This window comes from Variovorax sp. RKNM96 (assembly GCF_017161115.1).
Taxonomy (GTDB): Bacteria; Pseudomonadota; Gammaproteobacteria; order Burkholderiales; family Burkholderiaceae_C; genus Variovorax.
On the sequence record NZ_CP046508.1, the window covers coordinates 5,514,242 to 5,531,015 of the forward strand.

At 68.1% G+C, this 16,774-nt stretch carries 16 protein-coding genes; 6 read left to right on the plus strand and 10 right to left on the minus strand.

The window, feature by feature from the left end; all coding sequences use genetic code 11:
- The first annotated feature begins 61 nt into the window (after positions 1-61).
- Entirely contained in the window at positions 62-1,021 is a 960-nt protein-coding gene (locus tag GNX71_RS25505) for a sugar-binding transcriptional regulator (RefSeq protein ID WP_206175009.1), read from the plus strand.
- Here GNX71_RS25505 and GNX71_RS25510 read toward each other — a convergent pair.
- Positions 997-2,286, minus strand: coding sequence for a plastocyanin/azurin family copper-binding protein (locus GNX71_RS25510; RefSeq protein ID WP_206175010.1), 1,290 nt, complete (start codon positions 2,284-2,286; stop codon positions 997-999). The genes GNX71_RS25505 and GNX71_RS25510 overlap by 25 nt on opposite strands.
- 142 nt (positions 2,287-2,428) lie before the next feature.
- Here GNX71_RS25510 and GNX71_RS25515 point away from each other — a divergent pair, with 142 nt between their 5' ends.
- Both GNX71_RS25515 and GNX71_RS25520 read left to right on the plus strand, forming a co-directional pair.
- A complete protein-coding gene (locus tag GNX71_RS25515) occupies positions 2,429-3,001 on the plus strand; it encodes a sigma-70 family RNA polymerase sigma factor (protein WP_241027051.1) in 573 nt (190 codons plus the stop codon).
- Complete coding sequence (locus GNX71_RS25520; protein WP_206175011.1) at positions 2,988-3,674, plus strand: anti-sigma factor; 687 nt, start codon at positions 2,988-2,990, stop codon at positions 3,672-3,674. Before GNX71_RS25515 ends, GNX71_RS25520 begins: the two co-directional genes overlap by 14 nt.
- Positions 3,675-3,699: 25 nt before the next feature.
- Here the strand turns inward: GNX71_RS25520 and GNX71_RS25525 are convergent, their stop codons facing one another.
- The 8 genes from GNX71_RS25525 to GNX71_RS25560 all read right to left on the minus strand — a co-directional run bounded on the left by GNX71_RS25525 (position 3,700) and on the right by GNX71_RS25560 (position 12,371).
- On the minus strand, positions 3,700-4,962 hold the full coding sequence (locus GNX71_RS25525) for an MFS transporter (protein ID WP_206175012.1): 1,263 nt from the start codon (positions 4,960-4,962) through the stop codon (positions 3,700-3,702).
- 132 nt (positions 4,963-5,094) lie between these two features.
- A complete protein-coding gene (gene urtE / locus GNX71_RS25530) occupies positions 5,095-5,787 on the minus strand; it encodes an urea ABC transporter ATP-binding subunit UrtE (protein ID WP_206175013.1) in 693 nt (230 codons plus the stop codon).
- Between the two features lie 12 nt (positions 5,788-5,799).
- The gene (urtD, locus tag GNX71_RS25535) at positions 5,800-6,678 is read right to left on the minus strand and encodes an urea ABC transporter ATP-binding protein UrtD (protein WP_206175014.1); all 879 of its coding nucleotides are present in this window, start codon (positions 6,676-6,678) and stop codon (positions 5,800-5,802) included.
- The gene (gene urtC / locus GNX71_RS25540) at positions 6,675-7,901 is read right to left on the minus strand and encodes an urea ABC transporter permease subunit UrtC (RefSeq protein ID WP_206175015.1); all 1,227 of its coding nucleotides are present in this window, start codon (positions 7,899-7,901) and stop codon (positions 6,675-6,677) included. Before urtC ends, urtD begins: the two co-directional genes overlap by 4 nt.
- Positions 7,898-9,445: an urea ABC transporter permease subunit UrtB gene (urtB, locus tag GNX71_RS25545; protein WP_206175016.1), complete on the minus strand. Its 1,548-nt coding sequence runs from the start codon at positions 9,443-9,445 to the stop codon at positions 7,898-7,900. Before urtB ends, urtC begins: the two co-directional genes overlap by 4 nt.
- A gap of 183 nt (positions 9,446-9,628) precedes the next feature.
- Positions 9,629-10,897, minus strand: a complete 1,269-nt coding sequence (gene urtA / locus GNX71_RS25550) for an urea ABC transporter substrate-binding protein (RefSeq protein WP_176659534.1) — start codon at positions 10,895-10,897, stop codon at positions 9,629-9,631.
- A gap of 117 nt (positions 10,898-11,014) precedes the next feature.
- Positions 11,015-11,344, minus strand: coding sequence for a nucleotide pyrophosphohydrolase (locus GNX71_RS25555; protein WP_206175017.1), 330 nt, complete (start codon positions 11,342-11,344; stop codon positions 11,015-11,017).
- A gap of 58 nt (positions 11,345-11,402) precedes the next feature.
- Positions 11,403-12,371 (minus strand): LysR family transcriptional regulator, encoded by a 969-nt coding sequence (locus tag GNX71_RS25560; RefSeq protein ID WP_206175018.1) that lies wholly within the window; start codon positions 12,369-12,371, stop codon positions 11,403-11,405.
- A 93-nt stretch (positions 12,372-12,464) separates the two neighbouring features.
- On the opposite strand from GNX71_RS25560, the gene GNX71_RS25565 reads away from it, so the two are divergent.
- From GNX71_RS25565 to GNX71_RS25575, 3 genes are read left to right on the plus strand one after another with little or no spacing between them, the layout of a single operon-like run.
- Positions 12,465-14,300, plus strand: a complete 1,836-nt coding sequence (locus GNX71_RS25565) for a gamma-glutamyltransferase (protein WP_206175019.1) — start codon at positions 12,465-12,467, stop codon at positions 14,298-14,300.
- Between the two features lie 44 nt (positions 14,301-14,344).
- Positions 14,345-15,310: a tripartite tricarboxylate transporter substrate binding protein gene (locus GNX71_RS25570; protein WP_206175020.1), complete on the plus strand. Its 966-nt coding sequence runs from the start codon at positions 14,345-14,347 to the stop codon at positions 15,308-15,310.
- Positions 15,303-15,827: a GAF domain-containing protein gene (locus tag GNX71_RS25575; RefSeq protein ID WP_346776859.1), complete on the plus strand. Its 525-nt coding sequence runs from the start codon at positions 15,303-15,305 to the stop codon at positions 15,825-15,827. Before GNX71_RS25570 ends, GNX71_RS25575 begins: the two co-directional genes overlap by 8 nt.
- 64 nt (positions 15,828-15,891) lie before the next feature.
- Here GNX71_RS25575 and GNX71_RS25580 read toward each other — a convergent pair whose 3' ends face one another.
- Complete coding sequence (locus GNX71_RS25580; protein WP_206175021.1) at positions 15,892-16,692, minus strand: IclR family transcriptional regulator C-terminal domain-containing protein; 801 nt, start codon at positions 16,690-16,692, stop codon at positions 15,892-15,894.
- Between the last annotated feature and the right edge of the window lie 82 nt (positions 16,693-16,774).

Here is a 16,774-nt window from a genome sequence, read left to right on the forward strand (position 1 = left end):
GACTACCCGGTGTTTTCATCGGCCACGCGGCAGAATCGGCCCACAACAACGGAGCATTCGGATGGCAGAGGAAGATCAGGTGGCGGTGCGCGTGGCCTGGCTCTACTACATGGAGGGCCTGACGCAGGACGGCATCGCCACGAAGCTCGGGCTCACGCGGCTGCGCGTGAACCGGCTGCTCGGCGAGGCGCGCGAGAGCGGGCTCGTGAGCATCAAGATCAACTCGCGCCACGAGAGTTGCCTGCGCCTCGAAGAGGAACTGCGCACGGTGTGCGGGCTGCGCGAGGCGGTGATCATTCCGACGCCCGAGAGCCCTGACCTCATTCCAGTGCTGCTGGGCCGCACGGCCGGCGAATACCTGTCGCGGCTGCTGGAGACGCAGCGCGTGCGGGGTCTGGGCGTAGGCTGGGGTGCAACGCTGCGCGAGGCGATCCGGCACGTTGCGCCGGGGCAGTGGCCGAACCTGAACGTCAACTCGATCATGGGCGGACTCACGCGCGGCCTGGAGATCAACACCTTCGAGACCGCCAGCGCCTTCGCGGCCCGGCTCGGCGCGCAGTGCAGCTACCTGGCGGCGCCGCTGTACGCAGGCAGCGCGAAGTCGCGCGACACCATCGTCTCGCAGGATGTGTTCAAGGAAGCCTTCGGGCAGATCGCGGCCAACGATGTCGCGCTGCTCAGCGTGGGCGACCTGAGCACGCGGTCACTGCTGGTGCGCTACGGGCTGCCCAAGGACGTGCCGGTGGCGGGCCTCAGGCAGGCCAAGGCGGTGGGCGACATCATCGGCCAATTCCTCGACCGCCATGGCAAGCCCGTGAAGCATGCGCTGAACCAGCGCGTGGTGGCGCCCTCGCTCGAGGAGCTCGCGCGCATCCCGACGGTGATCGTCGCCTCGGGCGGCGAGAACAAGGCGCCGATCATCGCGGCCGTGCTGTGGGCCAGGCTGCTGTCGGTGCTGATCTGCGATGAGCAGACGGCGCGCGCCGCGCTGAAGCTCTACGAGGCGCTCGGCGCGCGCTGAGCCGCAGGGGCCGCGGCGCGCGACGGCGCCACCACCGTGACCCGCGCCGTCATGTACGGGTGCACGGAGCAGGCGTAGTCGTACACGCCCGGCTTGTCGAAGCTGCGCGAGAAAGCCTTGCCGGGCAGCAGCAAGTCGATGCCGGCCGAAGCGTCCTTGAAGACCACACCGTGCGGCGCACCGTCGTCGTTCTGCCACGTCAGGGTCTGGCCGACGCTGACGGTGATCTGCGCGGGCTCGAACGCGAAGTTGCGGATGGCAACGTGCGCCGACCCGCCGGCATGCGCACTGCCTGGGCCGGCCGTGCGCTGCACGGCGATCTTGCGCGGCGCATTGCCCACCGCCACGGTGTGCGCCGGCCCGCCCGCCAGGTCGACCACGCTGACGTCGTTGGAGCCTTCGTTGCTCACCCACAGCTTCTTGCCGTCCGCGGAGATGTCGAGCCAGTGCGGCTGCTTGCCCACGCCGATGCTGCGGCCCGGCGCCCGCGCCGCAGGGTCGAACAGCATGACCTCGCCCGGCCCCTGCACGACCACCACGCCGCTCGCCATGCCGGCGAAGTGCTGCGCGATATGGGGCGACACGCCCGTGGGGATCGGCGTTTGCCATTGGTTCGTCGCCGCATCCAGCACCTGCACGGCGGGCACGCCCGCCAGCGTCAGGTACAGCGCCTTGCCGTCGTGGCCGAACTCCAGGTCGCGCGGCGCCTTCTCGAGCGGAATCTCCGAGACCACCTTGCGCGCCGCCAGGTCGACAACCACGAGCGCGAAGTGTCCCGGCTCCTGAGAGGCGACATAGGCCTGCCGGCCGTCGGGCCGCACGGCGATGGTGTGCGGCTTGGGCACGGGCACGGTGGCACCCACGGCGTGCGTCGCGGTGTCGACGAAAGCCACGCGATCGTCGCCGTTGACGGCCACCAGCACCCACCGGCCGTCGGCCGTCGTGGCCAGGCCCTGGGGGCCCTTGCCGACCTCGATGGTGTGCGTCACGCTGTCGGTCGCGGCATCGATCTCGCTCAGCGCCGAGGAGCTGGAGCCGCTGACGAACACCCTGCGTCCGTTCGGGGAGATGACGATGCCGTCCGGCCCCGCGGCCACCGGCACCGTGGCGAGCACCCGCTCGGTGCCGGTGTCGATCACGCTGACCGTGCTGTCCTTGAAGTTGCCGACGTAGGCCTTGGGGCCTGCGGCCAGTGCAGTGAAGGCGAAGGTGCTCGAGGCCGCGAGAACGACGAGGATGCGCGCAAACCGGGGAATGGCGATCATGATGAAAGACTCCAGACAAAGAGTGAAAAGAGAATCGACGCAAGGCATGACGCACGGCGCGCCCCGCTTATTCCCCGCAGGCCTCGAAAAAAAGATGGAATAAAACGCGTGCTCGCCGCGTCATGCAGGAAGAACAAGCCCATTGACCGATCTGACCGACCGCACACGCCAGTTCGAAGCCGCCGCGCTGCCGCATCTCGATGCGGCATGGAACCTTGCGCGCTGGCTGTTGCGCGACGACCAGTTGGCCGACGACGCGGTGCAGGAGGCGTACCTGCGAGCCTTTCGTTTCTTCGAGGGCCTGCGCGGCGAGAGCGCGCGGCCGTGGCTGCTGGGCATCGTGCGCAATGCCTGCTACGACTGGATGCGGCAGAGCCGGCAGTTGGCCGACCAACTGGAGTTCGACGAGTTGCGCGACAGCGAGGCCGCGGCCCCGGCCTCTTCGGATGCGAGCGACCCGGCCCGGCAGTGGGAGCAGCGCGTGCAGGGTGAGCGCATCAACGCCGCCATCGACGCGCTCCCTGCGGTCTATCGCGAGGTGATCGTGCTGCGCGAGCTGGAGGAGATGCGCTATGAAGACATCGCGCGCATTGCCGGTGTGCCGCTGGGCACGGTGATGTCGCGGCTCTCGCGCGCCCGGGCCCTGCTGCGCGAAAGCCTGCGCGACGAACGCCCCGGCAACACGGCGAAAAGGACACACCATGCCAATTCCTGACGACGAGCTGGGGCTGATGGTCCGGCGCCACGCCGTGCGGCACGCGCCGCCGGCGGCGCTGGCCGGGCGCATCGCGCAGGTGCTGCGTTCCGAAGCGGGCGCGGCTGCTGCGGCCGCGCCTGCTGCCCCGGTGCGCAACCGGCGCGGCTGGTGGCTGGGGCTGGCCGGCTTCGGCACCGGGGCCGCCACGGCCTGGGGTCTCGCGCTCGTTCTGCTGGCAGTACCGATGGCGCCGCAGGACGCGTTAAGTGAGGCCGTCACGGCCAACCACGTGCGCTCGCTGATGGCCTCGCATCTGGCCGACGTGGCCTCGACCGACCAGCACACGGTGAAGCCTTGGTTTGCCGGCAAGCTCGATTTCTCGCCGCCCGTGGTCGACCTGGCGGCTGAAGGCTTCGCGCTCACGGGCGGCCGGCTCGACTACCTGGACGGGCGGACGGTGGCGGCGCTGGTCTACCGGTCGGGCCCGCATGTCATCAACCTCTTCGTCTGGCCCACCGCCGACGCGAAGGTGCAGGCGCCCGCCTTCTCCGCGCGGCAGGGCTTCCAGCTCGCGCACTGGGCGCAGGGCGGCATGCAGGCATGGGCCGTGTCGGACCTGAATGCAGCCGAGCTGCAGAACTTCGCGATGCTCCTGCGCGAGCGGACAGCGCCGCACGTCGCGCGCCCCTAGCTGGCAACCCAGCGCAAGGGGGAGCTCAGCCGGCCGTGCCTTCGCAGGCGACGACCTGCGGCCGCCGCGCATCGGCCCGCGCGCTCATCACGCCCCAGCCGAAGATGCCGATGCCCGCGAGCGCGAGCAAGGCGCCGACCCAGCCGGTGGAAGTCCAGCCCAGGCCCGCGGCAATGGCCACGCCGCCCAGCCACGCGCCGAGCGCATTGGCCATGTTGAAGGCCGAGTGGTTGAGCGCGGCGGCGAGCGTCTGCGCGTCGCCGGCCACGTCCATCAGGCGGATCTGCAATGCCGGGCCGATGGCGACGGTGGTGCCGATGAGGAACACGCCGATGGCGGCCGTCACCACATGCTGCGCCGCGAAGGTGAAGAGCGCGAGCACCAGCACCGCATACACGAGCACGCCGGCGATGGTGCGCATCAGCGACTTGTCCGCCAGGCGCGAGCCCACGAGGTTGCCGGTGACCATGCCGAGGCCGAACAGCGCGAGCACGAAGGGCACGTTGTGCACCGACAGGTGCGCCACCTCGGTGAGCGTGGGCTTGATGTAGCTGAACACCGCGAACATGCCGCCAAAGCCGATGGCGCTGATGCCGAGCGTGAACCACACCTGCTTGCGCTTGAGCGCGCCAAGCTCGCGCCACGGACTGGCGCCGACCGCGGCGGCGATGTCGGGCACGTCGCGCCGCACGAGCACGATGGCCACGAGCGCGATGACGCCGACGAACACGAAGGCCGCGCGCCAGCCGAAGAGCTGGCCGAGCCACGCGGCGATGGGCACGCCCACGAGCGTGGCGCCGGTGAGTCCGAGCATCACGAGGCCCACGGCGCGCGCCCGGCGCCCCGGTGGCGCGAGCGTCGCGGCCACGAGCGCGGCCACGCCGAAGTAGGTGCCGTGCGGCAGGCCTGTGGCAAAGCGCAGCAGGTTGAGCGAGAGATACCCCGGCGCCATCGCGCTGGCGAAATTGCCGGCGGCGAAGACGGCCATCATCGCGATCAGCAATGCGCGCCGGCCCCAGCCTGCCGCGAGCACGGCAAGCACCGGGGCGCCGATGACCACGCCGAGCGCATAGGCGCTGATGACATGGCCGGCCTGAGGGATGGTGACGTCGATGTCGCGCGCGACCTCGGGCAACAGGCCCATGATCACGAACTCGCCCGTGCCAATGGCGAAGCCGCCGACGCCGAGCGCGAGCACGGCCCGCACAAAATTGACGGGCGCAGGCGACGGGGAAGAAACGGGAATGGCGGTGTCCGCGCTGTCCAGCGCGGGTGGGGAGGCGTTCAAGGCCAGGCTCCTGGGAGGGGTGCCCGGCGGCGACGGGCAAGGGCGAATTTTAGGGTAAACCCTGAAATTGGGCCGATACGCAGATGCCAAAGACCCGGTATCGGCAAGGCCTCGAAGAGCCGCTGCCTGCGGTCAGATCGCCACGAGCTGGCGCACGCCCTGCGCTTCCATGTCCTTGCCAAGACCGCGCGCAATGACCTCGCCGCGCTCCATCACGAGGTAGTCGTCGGCCAGTTCCTGCGCGAAGTCGTAGTACTGCTCGCACAGCACGATGGCCATGTCGCCGCGGTCGGCCAGCATGCGGATGACGCGGCCGATGTCCTTGATGATGCTCGGCTGGATGCCTTCGGTGGGCTCGTCGAGGATCAGCAGCTTGGGCTTGGGCGCGAGGGCGCGTGCGATGGCCAATTGCTGTTGCTGGCCGCCCGAGAGGTCGCCGCCTCTTCTGTTGATCATCTGCTTGAGCACCGGGAACAGCTCGAACAGTTCCGACGGAATGGGCGTGCTGCCGCTCTTGTAGGCCAGGCCCATGCGCAGGTTCTCTTCGACGGTGAGCCTCGCGAAGATCTCGCGGCCCTGGGGCACGAAGCCGATGCCCGCCCTCGCCCGGTCGTAGGGCGTGGCCTTCTGGATCGGCTTGCCTTCGAGTTCGATGCTGCCGCTCTTGATCGGCACGAGGCCCATCAACGACTTGAGCAGCGTGGTCTTGCCCACGCCGTTGCGGCCCAGCAGCACGGTGACCTTGCCGAGCGTGGCTTCGAAGCTCACGTCCCTCAAGATGTGGGAGCCGCCGTAGTACTGGTGGATGTTCTTGACTGTCAGCATGGCTTCGGTTCCTCAGCGGCCCAGATAGACCTCGATCACGCGTTCGTCGGCCTGCACCTCGTCGAGCGTTCCCTGCGCCAGCACGGAGCCGTCGCACAGCACGGTCACGATCTCGGAGATGGTGCGGATGAAGCTCATGTCGTGCTCCACCACCATCAGCGAATGCTTGCCCTTGAGCGTGAGGAACAGCTCGGCGGTGCGGGCCGTTTCCTCGTCGGTCATGCCGGCCACGGGCTCGTCGAGCAAGAGCAGCTTCGGGTCCTGCATCAGCAGCATGCCGATTTCGAGCCACTGCTTCTGGCCGTGGCTCAGGTTGCCGGCCAGGCGCGAGACACTGTCGGCCAGGTGGATGGTCTCCAGCACTTCGGCCAGCCGGTCGCTCTGTGCGGAGTCGAGCTTGAACAGCATCGAGGCGCGCACGCCCTTGTTGGTCTTGAGCGCGAGCTCGAGGTTCTCGAACACGGTGAGGTGCTCGAACACCGTCGGCTTCTGGAACTTGCGGCCGATGCCCAACTGCGCGATATCGGCTTCGCGGTGGCGCAAGAGGTCGATGGTGCTGCCGAAGAACACGGTGCCCGAATCGGGCCGCGTCTTGCCGGTGATGATGTCCATCATCGTGGTCTTGCCCGCGCCGTTGGGGCCGATGATGCAGCGCAGCTCGCCCGGCGCGATGTCCAGCGAGAGCTTGTTGATGGCCTTGAAGCCGTCGAAGCTCACGCTCACGTCTTCGAGGTACAGGATGCGGCCGTGCGTGACGTCCACCTCGCCCGGCGTGGCGATGCGGCCGAAGCCGGCCTCGCGGCCACCCGACTCGGTGCTGCCGCTCGCGTAGGGAACGCCGTGGGCGCGGGCCGCGCGCTCGGCGCCGGCTTCCATCAGGTCGGGCGTCATGCGCGGGCTCCCTTCACATCAGCGGCGAGCGGCGCATGCAGCGACTCGGGCTCCATGCCCTGCCCTGCGGCCATGGCGCGTTGCGCCTCTTCGCGGCCCGCACTCGGTGCGGCGGGTGCCGCCTTCTCGCGCGACAACCACTTCTTCACCAGACCCACGATGCCGTTAGGCAGGAACAACGTGACGGCAATGAACAAGGCGCCCAGGAAGTACAGCCAGTACTCGGGGTAAGCCACCGTGAGCCAGCTCTTGGCGCCGTTGACGATGAACGCGCCGATGATCGGCCCGATCAGCGTGGCACGCCCGCCGACGGCCGCCCAGATCGCGATCTCGATGGAGTTGGCCGCGCTCATCTCGCCCGGGTTGATGATGCCGACCTGCGGCACGTACAGCGCCCCCGCCACGCCGCACATCACGGCCGAGATCACCCAGATCGTGAGCTTGTACGGCAGCGGGTTGTAGCCCGAGAACATCACGCGCGTTTCGGCATCGCGAATGGCTTGCAGCACGCGACCGAACTTGCTGCCGATGAGCCACTTGGCGAACAGGAAGAAACCCAGCAGCGTGAGGCCCGTAAGCGCGAAGAGCGTCATGCGCATCTCCTGCGTGGCGATCGGGATGTTCAGGATGCGCTTGAAGTCGGTGAAGCCGTTGTTGCCGCCGAAGCCGGTCTCGTTGCGGAAGAACAGCAGCATCGCCGCGAAGGTCATGGCCTGCGTGATGATCGAGAAGTACACACCCTTGATGCGCGAGCGGAATGCGAAGAAGCCGAACACGAAGGCGATGACGCCCGGCACCGCGACGATGAGGATCAGCGTGGCGATGAAGCTGTCGCTGAAGGTCCAGTGCCAGGGCAGCGTCTTCCAGTCGAGGAACACCATGAAGTCCGGCAGGTCGCTCTTGTAGTTGCCGTCGCGGCCGATCTGGCGCATGAGGTACATGCCCATCATGTAGCCGCCGAGCGCGAAGAAGAGGCCGTGGCCCAGCGAGAGGATGCCGGTGTAGCCCCAGATCAGGTCCATGGCCAACGCGCAGATGGCGTAGCACATGATCTTGCCGACGAGCGCCACCGCGTAGTCGCTCATGTGCAGCGGGCTGTCGACCGGCACCACGATGTTGAGCACCGGCGCCACCGCGCACACCACGATCAGCGCGACGAAGAAGGCCGTCCAGCCCTTGCCGCTCAGCAGCGGCCCCTTGGTTGGAAGTACGACCTTGCTCATGCCTCAGCGCTCCGGCCCTTCATCGCGAAGATGCCTTGCGGGCGCTTCTGGATGAAGATGATGATGAAGACAAGCACCGCGATCTTCGCGAGCACCGCGCCCGCCCAGCCTTCGATGAACTTGTTGAGAATGCCCAGCCCCAGCGCCGCATACACGGTGCCCGCGAGCTGGCCGACGCCGCCCATCACGACCACCATGAAGCTGTCGACGATGTAGCTCTGGCCGAGGTCAGGGCCGACGTTGCCGATCTGGCTCAGCGCGCAGCCGGCAAGACCGGCGATGCCGGAGCCGAGTGCGAAGGCATACGTGTCGATGCGCGCGGTGTTCACCCCCATGCACGAGGCGATCGGGCGGTTCTGCGTGACGCCGCGCACGAAGAGACCCAGGCGTGTCTTGCCGATGAGCCAGCCCATCGCGAGCAGCACGAGCACCGCGAAGACGATGATGCAGATGCGATTCCACGGCAGCGTGACGTTGCTCAGCATGGTGAAGCCGCCGCTCATCCAGCCGGGGTTTTCCACGCCGACGTTCTGCGCGCCGAAGAGCGTGCGCACGAGTTGCTGCAGCATCAGGCTGATGCCCCAGGTAGCCAACAGCGTCTCGAGCGGCCGACCGTAGAGGAAGCGGATCACGCCGCGCTCGAGCACCGCGCCCACGAGCGCCGATGCGAGGAACGACACGGGAATGGCCGCCACCAGGTACCAGCCGAACGCCGCCTCGGGCATGTACTTCTGGAAGATGCCCTGCATCACGTAGGTGGCGTAGGCGCCGATCATCATCAGCTCGCCGTGCGCCATGTTGATGACGCCCATGAGGCCGTAGGTGATGGCCAGGCCCAGCGCGGCGAGCAGCAGCACAGAGCCCAGGCTGATGCCGCTGAACACGGCGTTGATGCGATCGCCCCAGACCAGCGCGCCGTCGATGTTGGCGATGGAGGCGGCAATCGCCGTCTTCACATCGGCCTCGGTCTCGTCGGCCAGGCGCTGGTTCAGCAACAGCTTGGTGTCGGGGTTGCGGTTGTTGCCCAGCTCCTTGGCGGCGGCAAGGCGCTTGGCCTTGTCGGCGCTGGTGAGCATGCCGGCGGCGCGCACGAGTTCGAGCTGCGCCTTGATCTTGGGGTTGGTCTCGGCGGCCAGCGCCTTCTCGACCATGGGAATGCGGGATTCGTCCGGCTCCTTGAAGAGCGCCTGCGCGGCTTCGGCGCGCACCGCGTCGTCCTTGCTCGTGAGCTTGAGCGCGGCCTGCGCGGCTTCGAGCGCGCCGCGCATGAGGTTGTTGTTGACGACGTCTTCGGCGGTGTCGGGCACTTTCAGCTCGGCACCGGTGACGGGGTCGTAGCCCTTGTCATCCTTCATCACGAAGACCTTGTCTTCGGTGTACTTCACGGCGTCGTCGGACATCGCCTGGATGAACGCGGCGGTCTTGTCGTCGGCGGTGAGGACGGCCTTGTTGAGCGCGGCGATGCGGGCTTCGGACTCGCCGGAGGCGATGGCCTTGGCCTCGTCGGCGGTCAGCGCGTGGGCGGCCGATGCCATGAGGAGCATGGCGGCGAATGCGCAGTGAAGGGTTCGTCGAAGCATCATGAAAGTGGAAGTTGGTATGGCTCCCTCCCCTTCCGGGGGAGGGTTGGGGTGGGGGCACGCGGCGCCCGGACAAGCGCAGTGCTCGAATCGACCGCCGTCAGCCCCCACCCCTGCCCTCCCCCAGAGGGGGAGGGAGAAACACACTTACATCGACTTGCCAGCGGGGTAATCCGGCTTCTTGTCGTTGCCTTCGATGTACGGGCTCCAAGGCTTCGCCTTGACCGGACCCGGCGTCTTCCACACCACGCTGAACTGCCCGTCGGCCTTGATCTCGCCGATGAACACGCTCTTGTGCAGGTGATGGTTCTTCTCGTCCATCTTCGAGACGATGCCCGACGGGGCCGTGAAGGTCTGGCCGGCCATCGCTGCGATCACCTTGTCGGTGTCGGTGGACTTGGCCTTCTCGACGGCCTGCTTCCACATGTGGATGCCGATCCAGGTGGCTTCCATCGGGTCGTTGGTGAGCGGCTTGTCCTTGTGGCCGGCGATGTTCTTGGCCTTGGCGTAGTCGCTCCACTGCTTGATGAACGCCGTGTTGGTCGGGTTCTTGATCGACATGAAGTAGTTCCATGCCGCGAGGTGGCCCACCAGCGGCTTGGTGTCCACGCCGCGCAGTTCTTCCTCGCCCACCGAGAAGGCGACGACCGGCACGTCCTTGGCCTTCAGGCCGGCGTTGCCCAGTTCCTTGTAGAAGGGCACGTTGGAGTCGCCGTTGATGGTCGACACCACCGCCGTCTTGCCGCCGGCCGAGAACTTCTTGATGTCGGCAACGATGGTCTGGTAGTCGCTGTGGCCGAAGGGGGTGTACTTCTCGTCGATGTCGGTGTCCTTCACGCCCTTGCTCTTGAGGTAGGCGCGCAGGATTTTGTTGGTGGTGCGGGGGTACACGTAGTCGGTGCCCAGCAGCACCCAGCGCTTGGCGCCGCCGCCTTCCTTGCTCATCAGGTAGTCGACGGCCGGAATGGCTTGCTGGTTGGGCGCGGCGCCCGTGTAGAACACGTTCTTCGAGAGCTCTTCGCCCTCGTATTGCACGGGGTAGAACAGGAGACCGTTCATTTCCTCGACCACCGGCAGCACCGACTTGCGCGACACCGAGGTCCAGCAGCCGAAGATCACCGAGACCTTGTCCTGGCCGAGCAGCTGCTTGGTTTTTTCAGCGAACAGCGGCCAGTTGGAGGCCGGGTCGACCACCACGGGTTCGAGCTGCTTGCCCAGCACGCCGCCCTTCTTGTTGATGTCGTCGATGGCCATCAGCACCGTGTCTTTCAACACGGTTTCCGAGATGGCCATCGTGCCCGACAGCGAGTGCAGCACGCCGACCTTGATGGTGTCGGCGGCGAATGCGGGCGCAGCAGAAATGCTGGCCAGCGCGACGGCGGCGGTGAGCGCCTTGAGTGTGAAACGACGTTGCATGTGGACTCCTGCTCCGGTTGGGTTGAACCTTGTCGACAGCACATAGCTGGCGATGGAGAGGAGTCTGCGGAATGCACCAACAAGGGGAAATACGCCGGGTGGCGTACACGGAGGTACTCAGGCGGGCGGATCGGCGCCGGCGGGATACTTCTGCGCGTTGACCACCATCTTGCGCCGCGCCGCGTCGATCAGGTCGATGCCCAGCTTGTCGGCGAGCTGCAGCAGATAGAGGAACACATCCGCCATTTCAGCGCCGACCTCGGCGCGCTTCTCGGGGTCGAGCGACCGGCTTTGCGCTTCGCTGAGCCACTGGAAATGTTCGAGCAGTTCGGCGGCTTCGACCGACAGCGCCGAGGCGAGGTTCTTGGGGGAATGATAGGGCTCCCAGGCCCTGGCCTGCGCAAAGTCGCGCAGGGCCTGGACCAGCGATTCGAGTTCGGATTCCATGGCGCACCTGATGTTCGGCAAACCACTCGCGCAGCGGATGCCTTGGGGGAAAGCCATCCTATCCGGAGGCAGTGGCGACGCTCCCCTGGTCCCCCTGGCGAATGCCCTGCAACGCCCTCGTCATTTCATCCACGATCCCCGCATTGGCCGCATCGTGCAGCCGCACCACGCCCACGGGCGGCAGGTTCCATTGCAGGCGCTGGGGCATCACGCGGGCGCCGCTCGCGTCGGCCACCTCCTGTGCAATGTCGTCGGGCAGGATGGTGATCGCATCGGGCATGAGCCGCAGCACCGAGACCAGCGTCTTCTGCGCGTACGCCTCCAGCAGAGGGACCGGCACCGGCTGCCCCGCCGAGGCGAAGATCGAATGGATCATCTGGCGGATCGGCGTGTCCTCCGGCGGAAAGATCCAGTGCAGGGAAACGAAGGCCTCCCAGTCCAGCCCGCGCCGCGCCAGCCGCTGCGCGGCCGCGCGCGACACCACCAGCCGCGGCTCCTGCGTATAGAGAAACTCCTGCGCCAGTCCGGCCTCGGCGCTGGCCGAGGTGAAGCGGCAGATCGCGCAGTCCAGCGTGCGTGCGCGCACCGCCTGCACCAGAACGTGGGTCGTGGCCTCCTCCACCACGAAGCCCAGGCGCGGCCGCACGGCCAGCAGGTGCCGCCACACCGCGTCCTGCGTGGCGCGCGCGAGGAAAGGCAGCACGCCGATGCGCAACCGCCCCTGCAGCCCCGTGCCGAGCGCGGCCAGGTCCTGCCCCAGCGATTGCGCATCGGCCAGCGCCACACGGGCCCGCGCCAGCACCAGGAGGCCCGCGGCCGTGGGTTCCAGGCCGCGCCGGCTGCGGGTGAACAGCGGGGTCATGAAGATGTTCTCGATCTCGCCGAGCGCGCGCGTGACGGTCGGCTGGCTGAGGCCCATGTGCTCGGCCGCGCGGCTGACCGAGCGCTGCCGTTCGAGTTCGGCCAGAAGCGCGAAATGGCGCAGCTTGAGCCGCGGCGTGAGGTGCTGGAGCGTCGGCGCTGACATGCCGTGATCCTAAGCTAGAGGCATAGCAATCGATGCATGCATTCATCAGCAAATATGTGCTTCTGGCTATCCGGTCTTTCTACACTCGGCCGCATGTTCACCACCCGCCCTGAAATCGCCGGCACCTTCGGCGTTGCCTCATCGACCCACTGGCTGGCCTCGCAGACCGCGATGGGCGTGCTCGAACGCGGCGGCAACGCCTTCGATGCCGCCGTGGCGGGCGGCTTCGTGCTTCAGGTGGTCGAGCCGCACCTCAACGGCCCCGGCGGCGAGGCGCCGATCCTGCTGTGGAGCGAGCGCGAGCAGCGCATGCACGCCCTGCGCGGACAGGGCTGCGCGCCGGCCGATGCCACCACCTCGACCTTCCGCGCCCTCGGCTTCGAGCAGGTGCCGGGCATCGGCCTCCTGGGGGCGACGGTGCCGGGCGCTTTCTCCGCCTGGCTCACGATGCTGCGCGAACACGGCACGTGGTCGCTGGCCGAGGTGCTGGCACCGGCGATCGGCTATGCGCGCGACGGCTTTCCGCTGGTGCCACGGGTGGCCGAGGCGATCCTGGCGGTGCGCGGCCTCTTCCTCGAACACTGGCATTCGTCGGCCGAGGTGTGGCTGCCCGGCGGCAAGCTGCCGCAGCCCGGTTCGCTGTTCCGGCTGCCGGCGCTGGCCGCGACCTACAGCCGCATCGTGGAGACGGCCGAGCGCGAAGGCAGCGGCCGCACCGGCGTGATCGATGCGGCGATCCGCACCTGGCAGCAGGGTTTCGTCGCGCGCGAGATCGATCGCTACTGCCGCAACACCACCGTGCGCGACAGCAGCGGCGAGGCGCATGCCGGCCTGCTGCGCCTGGACGACATGGCCGAATGGCGCGTCGCCACCGAGGCGCCGCTCACGGCGGACTTCGGGCGCTACACGGTCGCCAAGTGCGGCTTCTGGAGCCAGGGGCCGGCCTTCCTGCAGCAGCTGGGCATGCTGCGCCACGCAGGGCTCGAACACCACATGCCCGGCTCGGCGGGCTTTGTGCATCGCATCACCGAAGCCGCCAAGCTGGCACTGGCCGACCGCCTCGCGTGGTACGGCACGGCGTCCGGCGCGCGCGGCGATGCGCAAGAGGCGCTGCTGTCGGACGCCTACCTGCGCGAGCGCTGGGCCATGGTCGACCTGCAGCGCGCATCCGAGGTGCTGCGGCCCGGCGCCCCTCTGGGCCTCGCACCGCGCCTGCCCGACCTGGACGTGAGCGCGCGAACGCTGCGCACCGCCGACACGCGCTTCGGCATCGGCGAGCCCACCTTCGCCGCGCTGCCGCCGGTCGCCGAATGGGCCGAGCGCGAGATCTTCGTGGGCGACACCTGCCACATCGACGTGGTCGACCGGCACGGCAACATGGTCGCGGCCACGCCCTCGGGCGGCTGGCTGTCGTCGAGCCCGACGATTCCGGCGCTGGGCTTCGCACTGAACACCCGGCTGCAGATGAGCTGGCTCGACGAAGGCCTGCCCGGTTCCGTGGAGCCGCGCGTCGCGCCCTGCACCACGCTGTCGCCCTCGATGGCGCTGCGCGACGGCCAGCCGTACATGGCGTTCGGCACGCCCGGCGGCGACCAGCAGGACCAGTGGTCGGTCGGCTTCTTCCTGCGCCATGCGGTGCACCGCCTCAACCTGCAGCAGGCCATCGACGCGCCGGCCTGGCACGTCAAGCACGCGCCCAGCTCCTTCTGGCCGCGCCAGACCACGCTCAACACGCTCACGCTGGAATCGCGCTTCGATCCCGAAACGCTCGACGCACTGCGCGCGATGGGCCACCGCGTGCAAGTCGGCGATGCCTGGTCCGAAAGCCGCATGTCCGCCTGCAGCCGCGAACGCGACGCCGAAGGCCGGCTGGTGCTGCGCGCCGGTGCCAATCCGCGCGGCATGCAGGGCTATGCGGTGGGCCGCTGATCGGCTTGCGCTTTTTTCATCTTCGTTCCAAGGACTTCATCACCATGTTCCAACGTGTCTTGCGGGGCCTGCTTCTGCTGGCCCTCACCTGCACCGCGCAGGCGGGCCTGGCCGCCTATCCCGAGAAGCCGATCACGTTGATCGTTCCGTGGGCCGCGGGCGGCTCCACCGACATCCTGGCGCGCGCCATCGCCGAGCAGCTCACCAAGTCGATGGGCCAGCCAGTGGTGGTGGACAACCGCGTGGGCGCCTCCGGCAACATCGGCTCCAACTTCGTCGCCAAGGCCAGGCCCGACGGCTACACGCTGCTGATCGGCTCGATGAGCACGCACGCGATGAACCCCACGCTGATGCCCGGCATGCCCTTTAATGGCACGGACGACTTCACGCCCATTGCGCTGGTGGCCAACGTGATCAACACGATGGTGATCAACCCCTCCGTTCCGGCAAAGAACCTGCGCGAGTTCATCGCCTATGCCAAGGCCAACCCGGGCAAGCTCGCGTATGCCTCGGCCGGCGGCGGCTCCACCAACCACCTGAGTGCCGAGATGTTCAAGAAGGCCGCGGGCATCGACATGCTGCACGTGCCCTACAAGGGCGGCGCGCCGGCGGTGCTCGACACCGTGGGCAACCAGACGCAGGTGCTGTTCTCCGCGGGCACACAGACGCTGCCGCACGTGAAAGCGGGCAAGCTGCGCCTCCTGGCCGTGACGGAGCCCAAGCGCTCTTCGCTGCTGCCCGACACGCCCACCGTCGCCGAGACGCTGCCCGGCTACGAGATGAGCGTGTGGTACGCCGCGTTCGGGCCGGCGGGCATGCCCGCCGAACTGGTCACCCGGCTCAACAGAGAAATCAACAAGGCGCTGGCGGTGCCCGAGGTTCGCGCCCGCATGGATTCGATAGGCGTCGAACTGGTCAAGAGCACGCCGGAGCAGCTGGCTACCGCGCTTCGCAGGGACACCCAACGCTATGACAAGGTCATCAAGGACCTGGGGATCAAGCTTGACTGACGCGGGCGTGCTGCCCCTCGCGGTGTGCGAGCAGCTCTGCAACGCGCTGCCGCGCGCCGCCACCTTCGATGCCGCGATGGGGCACATCGAGGCGGCGCGCCTGGCGCTGCTCGGCCCGGGCCTGCTCACGGTGAACCTGAACGCGACGACTTCGGACGATCCGCCGGACGAGGTGCAACTGCAGCGCCTGTGGTCCTCCAATCCGCAGGCCTACCCGGTGGCCGGCCGCAAGCGCAAGACGCTCACGCCGTGGACGCGGCAGTTGCTCGTGCGCGCCGAGGTGTTCATCGGTGAAGGCGATGCGGCGTTGGCCGAGGTGTTCGACGACCATGCGCTCATCACCGCGCTGGGCCTGCGCGCAGTGGTCAACGTGCCGCTGCTCGAGGACGGCCGATGCGCGGCGACCTTCAACGTGCTGGGCACGCGGGCACGCTGGATGCCCGAGGAGATTGCGCTGGTGAAACTGCTGGCATTGGTGGCAACGCCATGGGTATTGCGCGCGCGCCACGCGGCCTGAGCAGCACCACAACTTCAGACCGATACCTCCGGCTGGAGGGCCGAGTGCACGACTCGCGCACAGTTCACGCGGCGTGCAGCCGCGTCACCAGGCTGCCGGCAGCCTTGCGCAGCGCGGGCAGGAAGGTCTCGCGCACCTCCGCCAGCGTCATGCGTTCGGCGCGCACGGCGATGCTCATCGCCGCCATGACCTGGCCCGAGCGGTCGAACACGGGTACGGCCATCGAGCGCACGTCCAGTTCGAGCTCGCCGTCGTTGCTGGCGTAGCCCTCTTCACGGCAACGCGCGATGAGCGCCAGCACCTCGCCGGCATCGGTGACGGTGCGCGGACTCAGGCGCGGGCGCGGCATGGCGCGCACGCGCCGCGCCGCTTCTTCGGGTGGCAAGCCCGCAAGCAGCACACGCCCCAATGCCGCGCAATACGCCGGCAGCCGCGAGCCGATGCCCAGCCCCGTGCTCAGGCTGCGCCGCGCCGTCGAGCGCGCGATGATGATCGCGTCGTCGCCCTGCAGCATGGCCAGCGACGCCGACTCACGCGTGCGCTCCGACAGCGCATCGAGCAGCGGCTGCGCGAGCGACGGCGCGGGCCGCGACGCGAGGTATGCGTGCGCCACCAGCAGCGCCTTGGGCAACATCCAGAACCGCTTGCCGTCGCTGTCGAGATAGCCCAGCGTCTGCAGCGTGAGCAGCGAGCGGCGCGCCGATGCGGGCGAGCTCTGCGTGAGCCGCCCCACCTCCGACACCGTGAGGCGGCTGTGCTGGCGGCCGAAGCAGGTCAGCACGTCGAGGCCCTTTTGCAGCGAGGCCACGAAGTTCTTGTCGGGTGTCGCCTCCTCATTGGGAGAACTCGCCTGGTTTTTGCGCATTGCGCAAATCTAGCTTGTTGCATGCGCCCTGGCAAAGAGACACTGAAATCCCCTCGACGCACGAAGAACACGGAGACAGCCA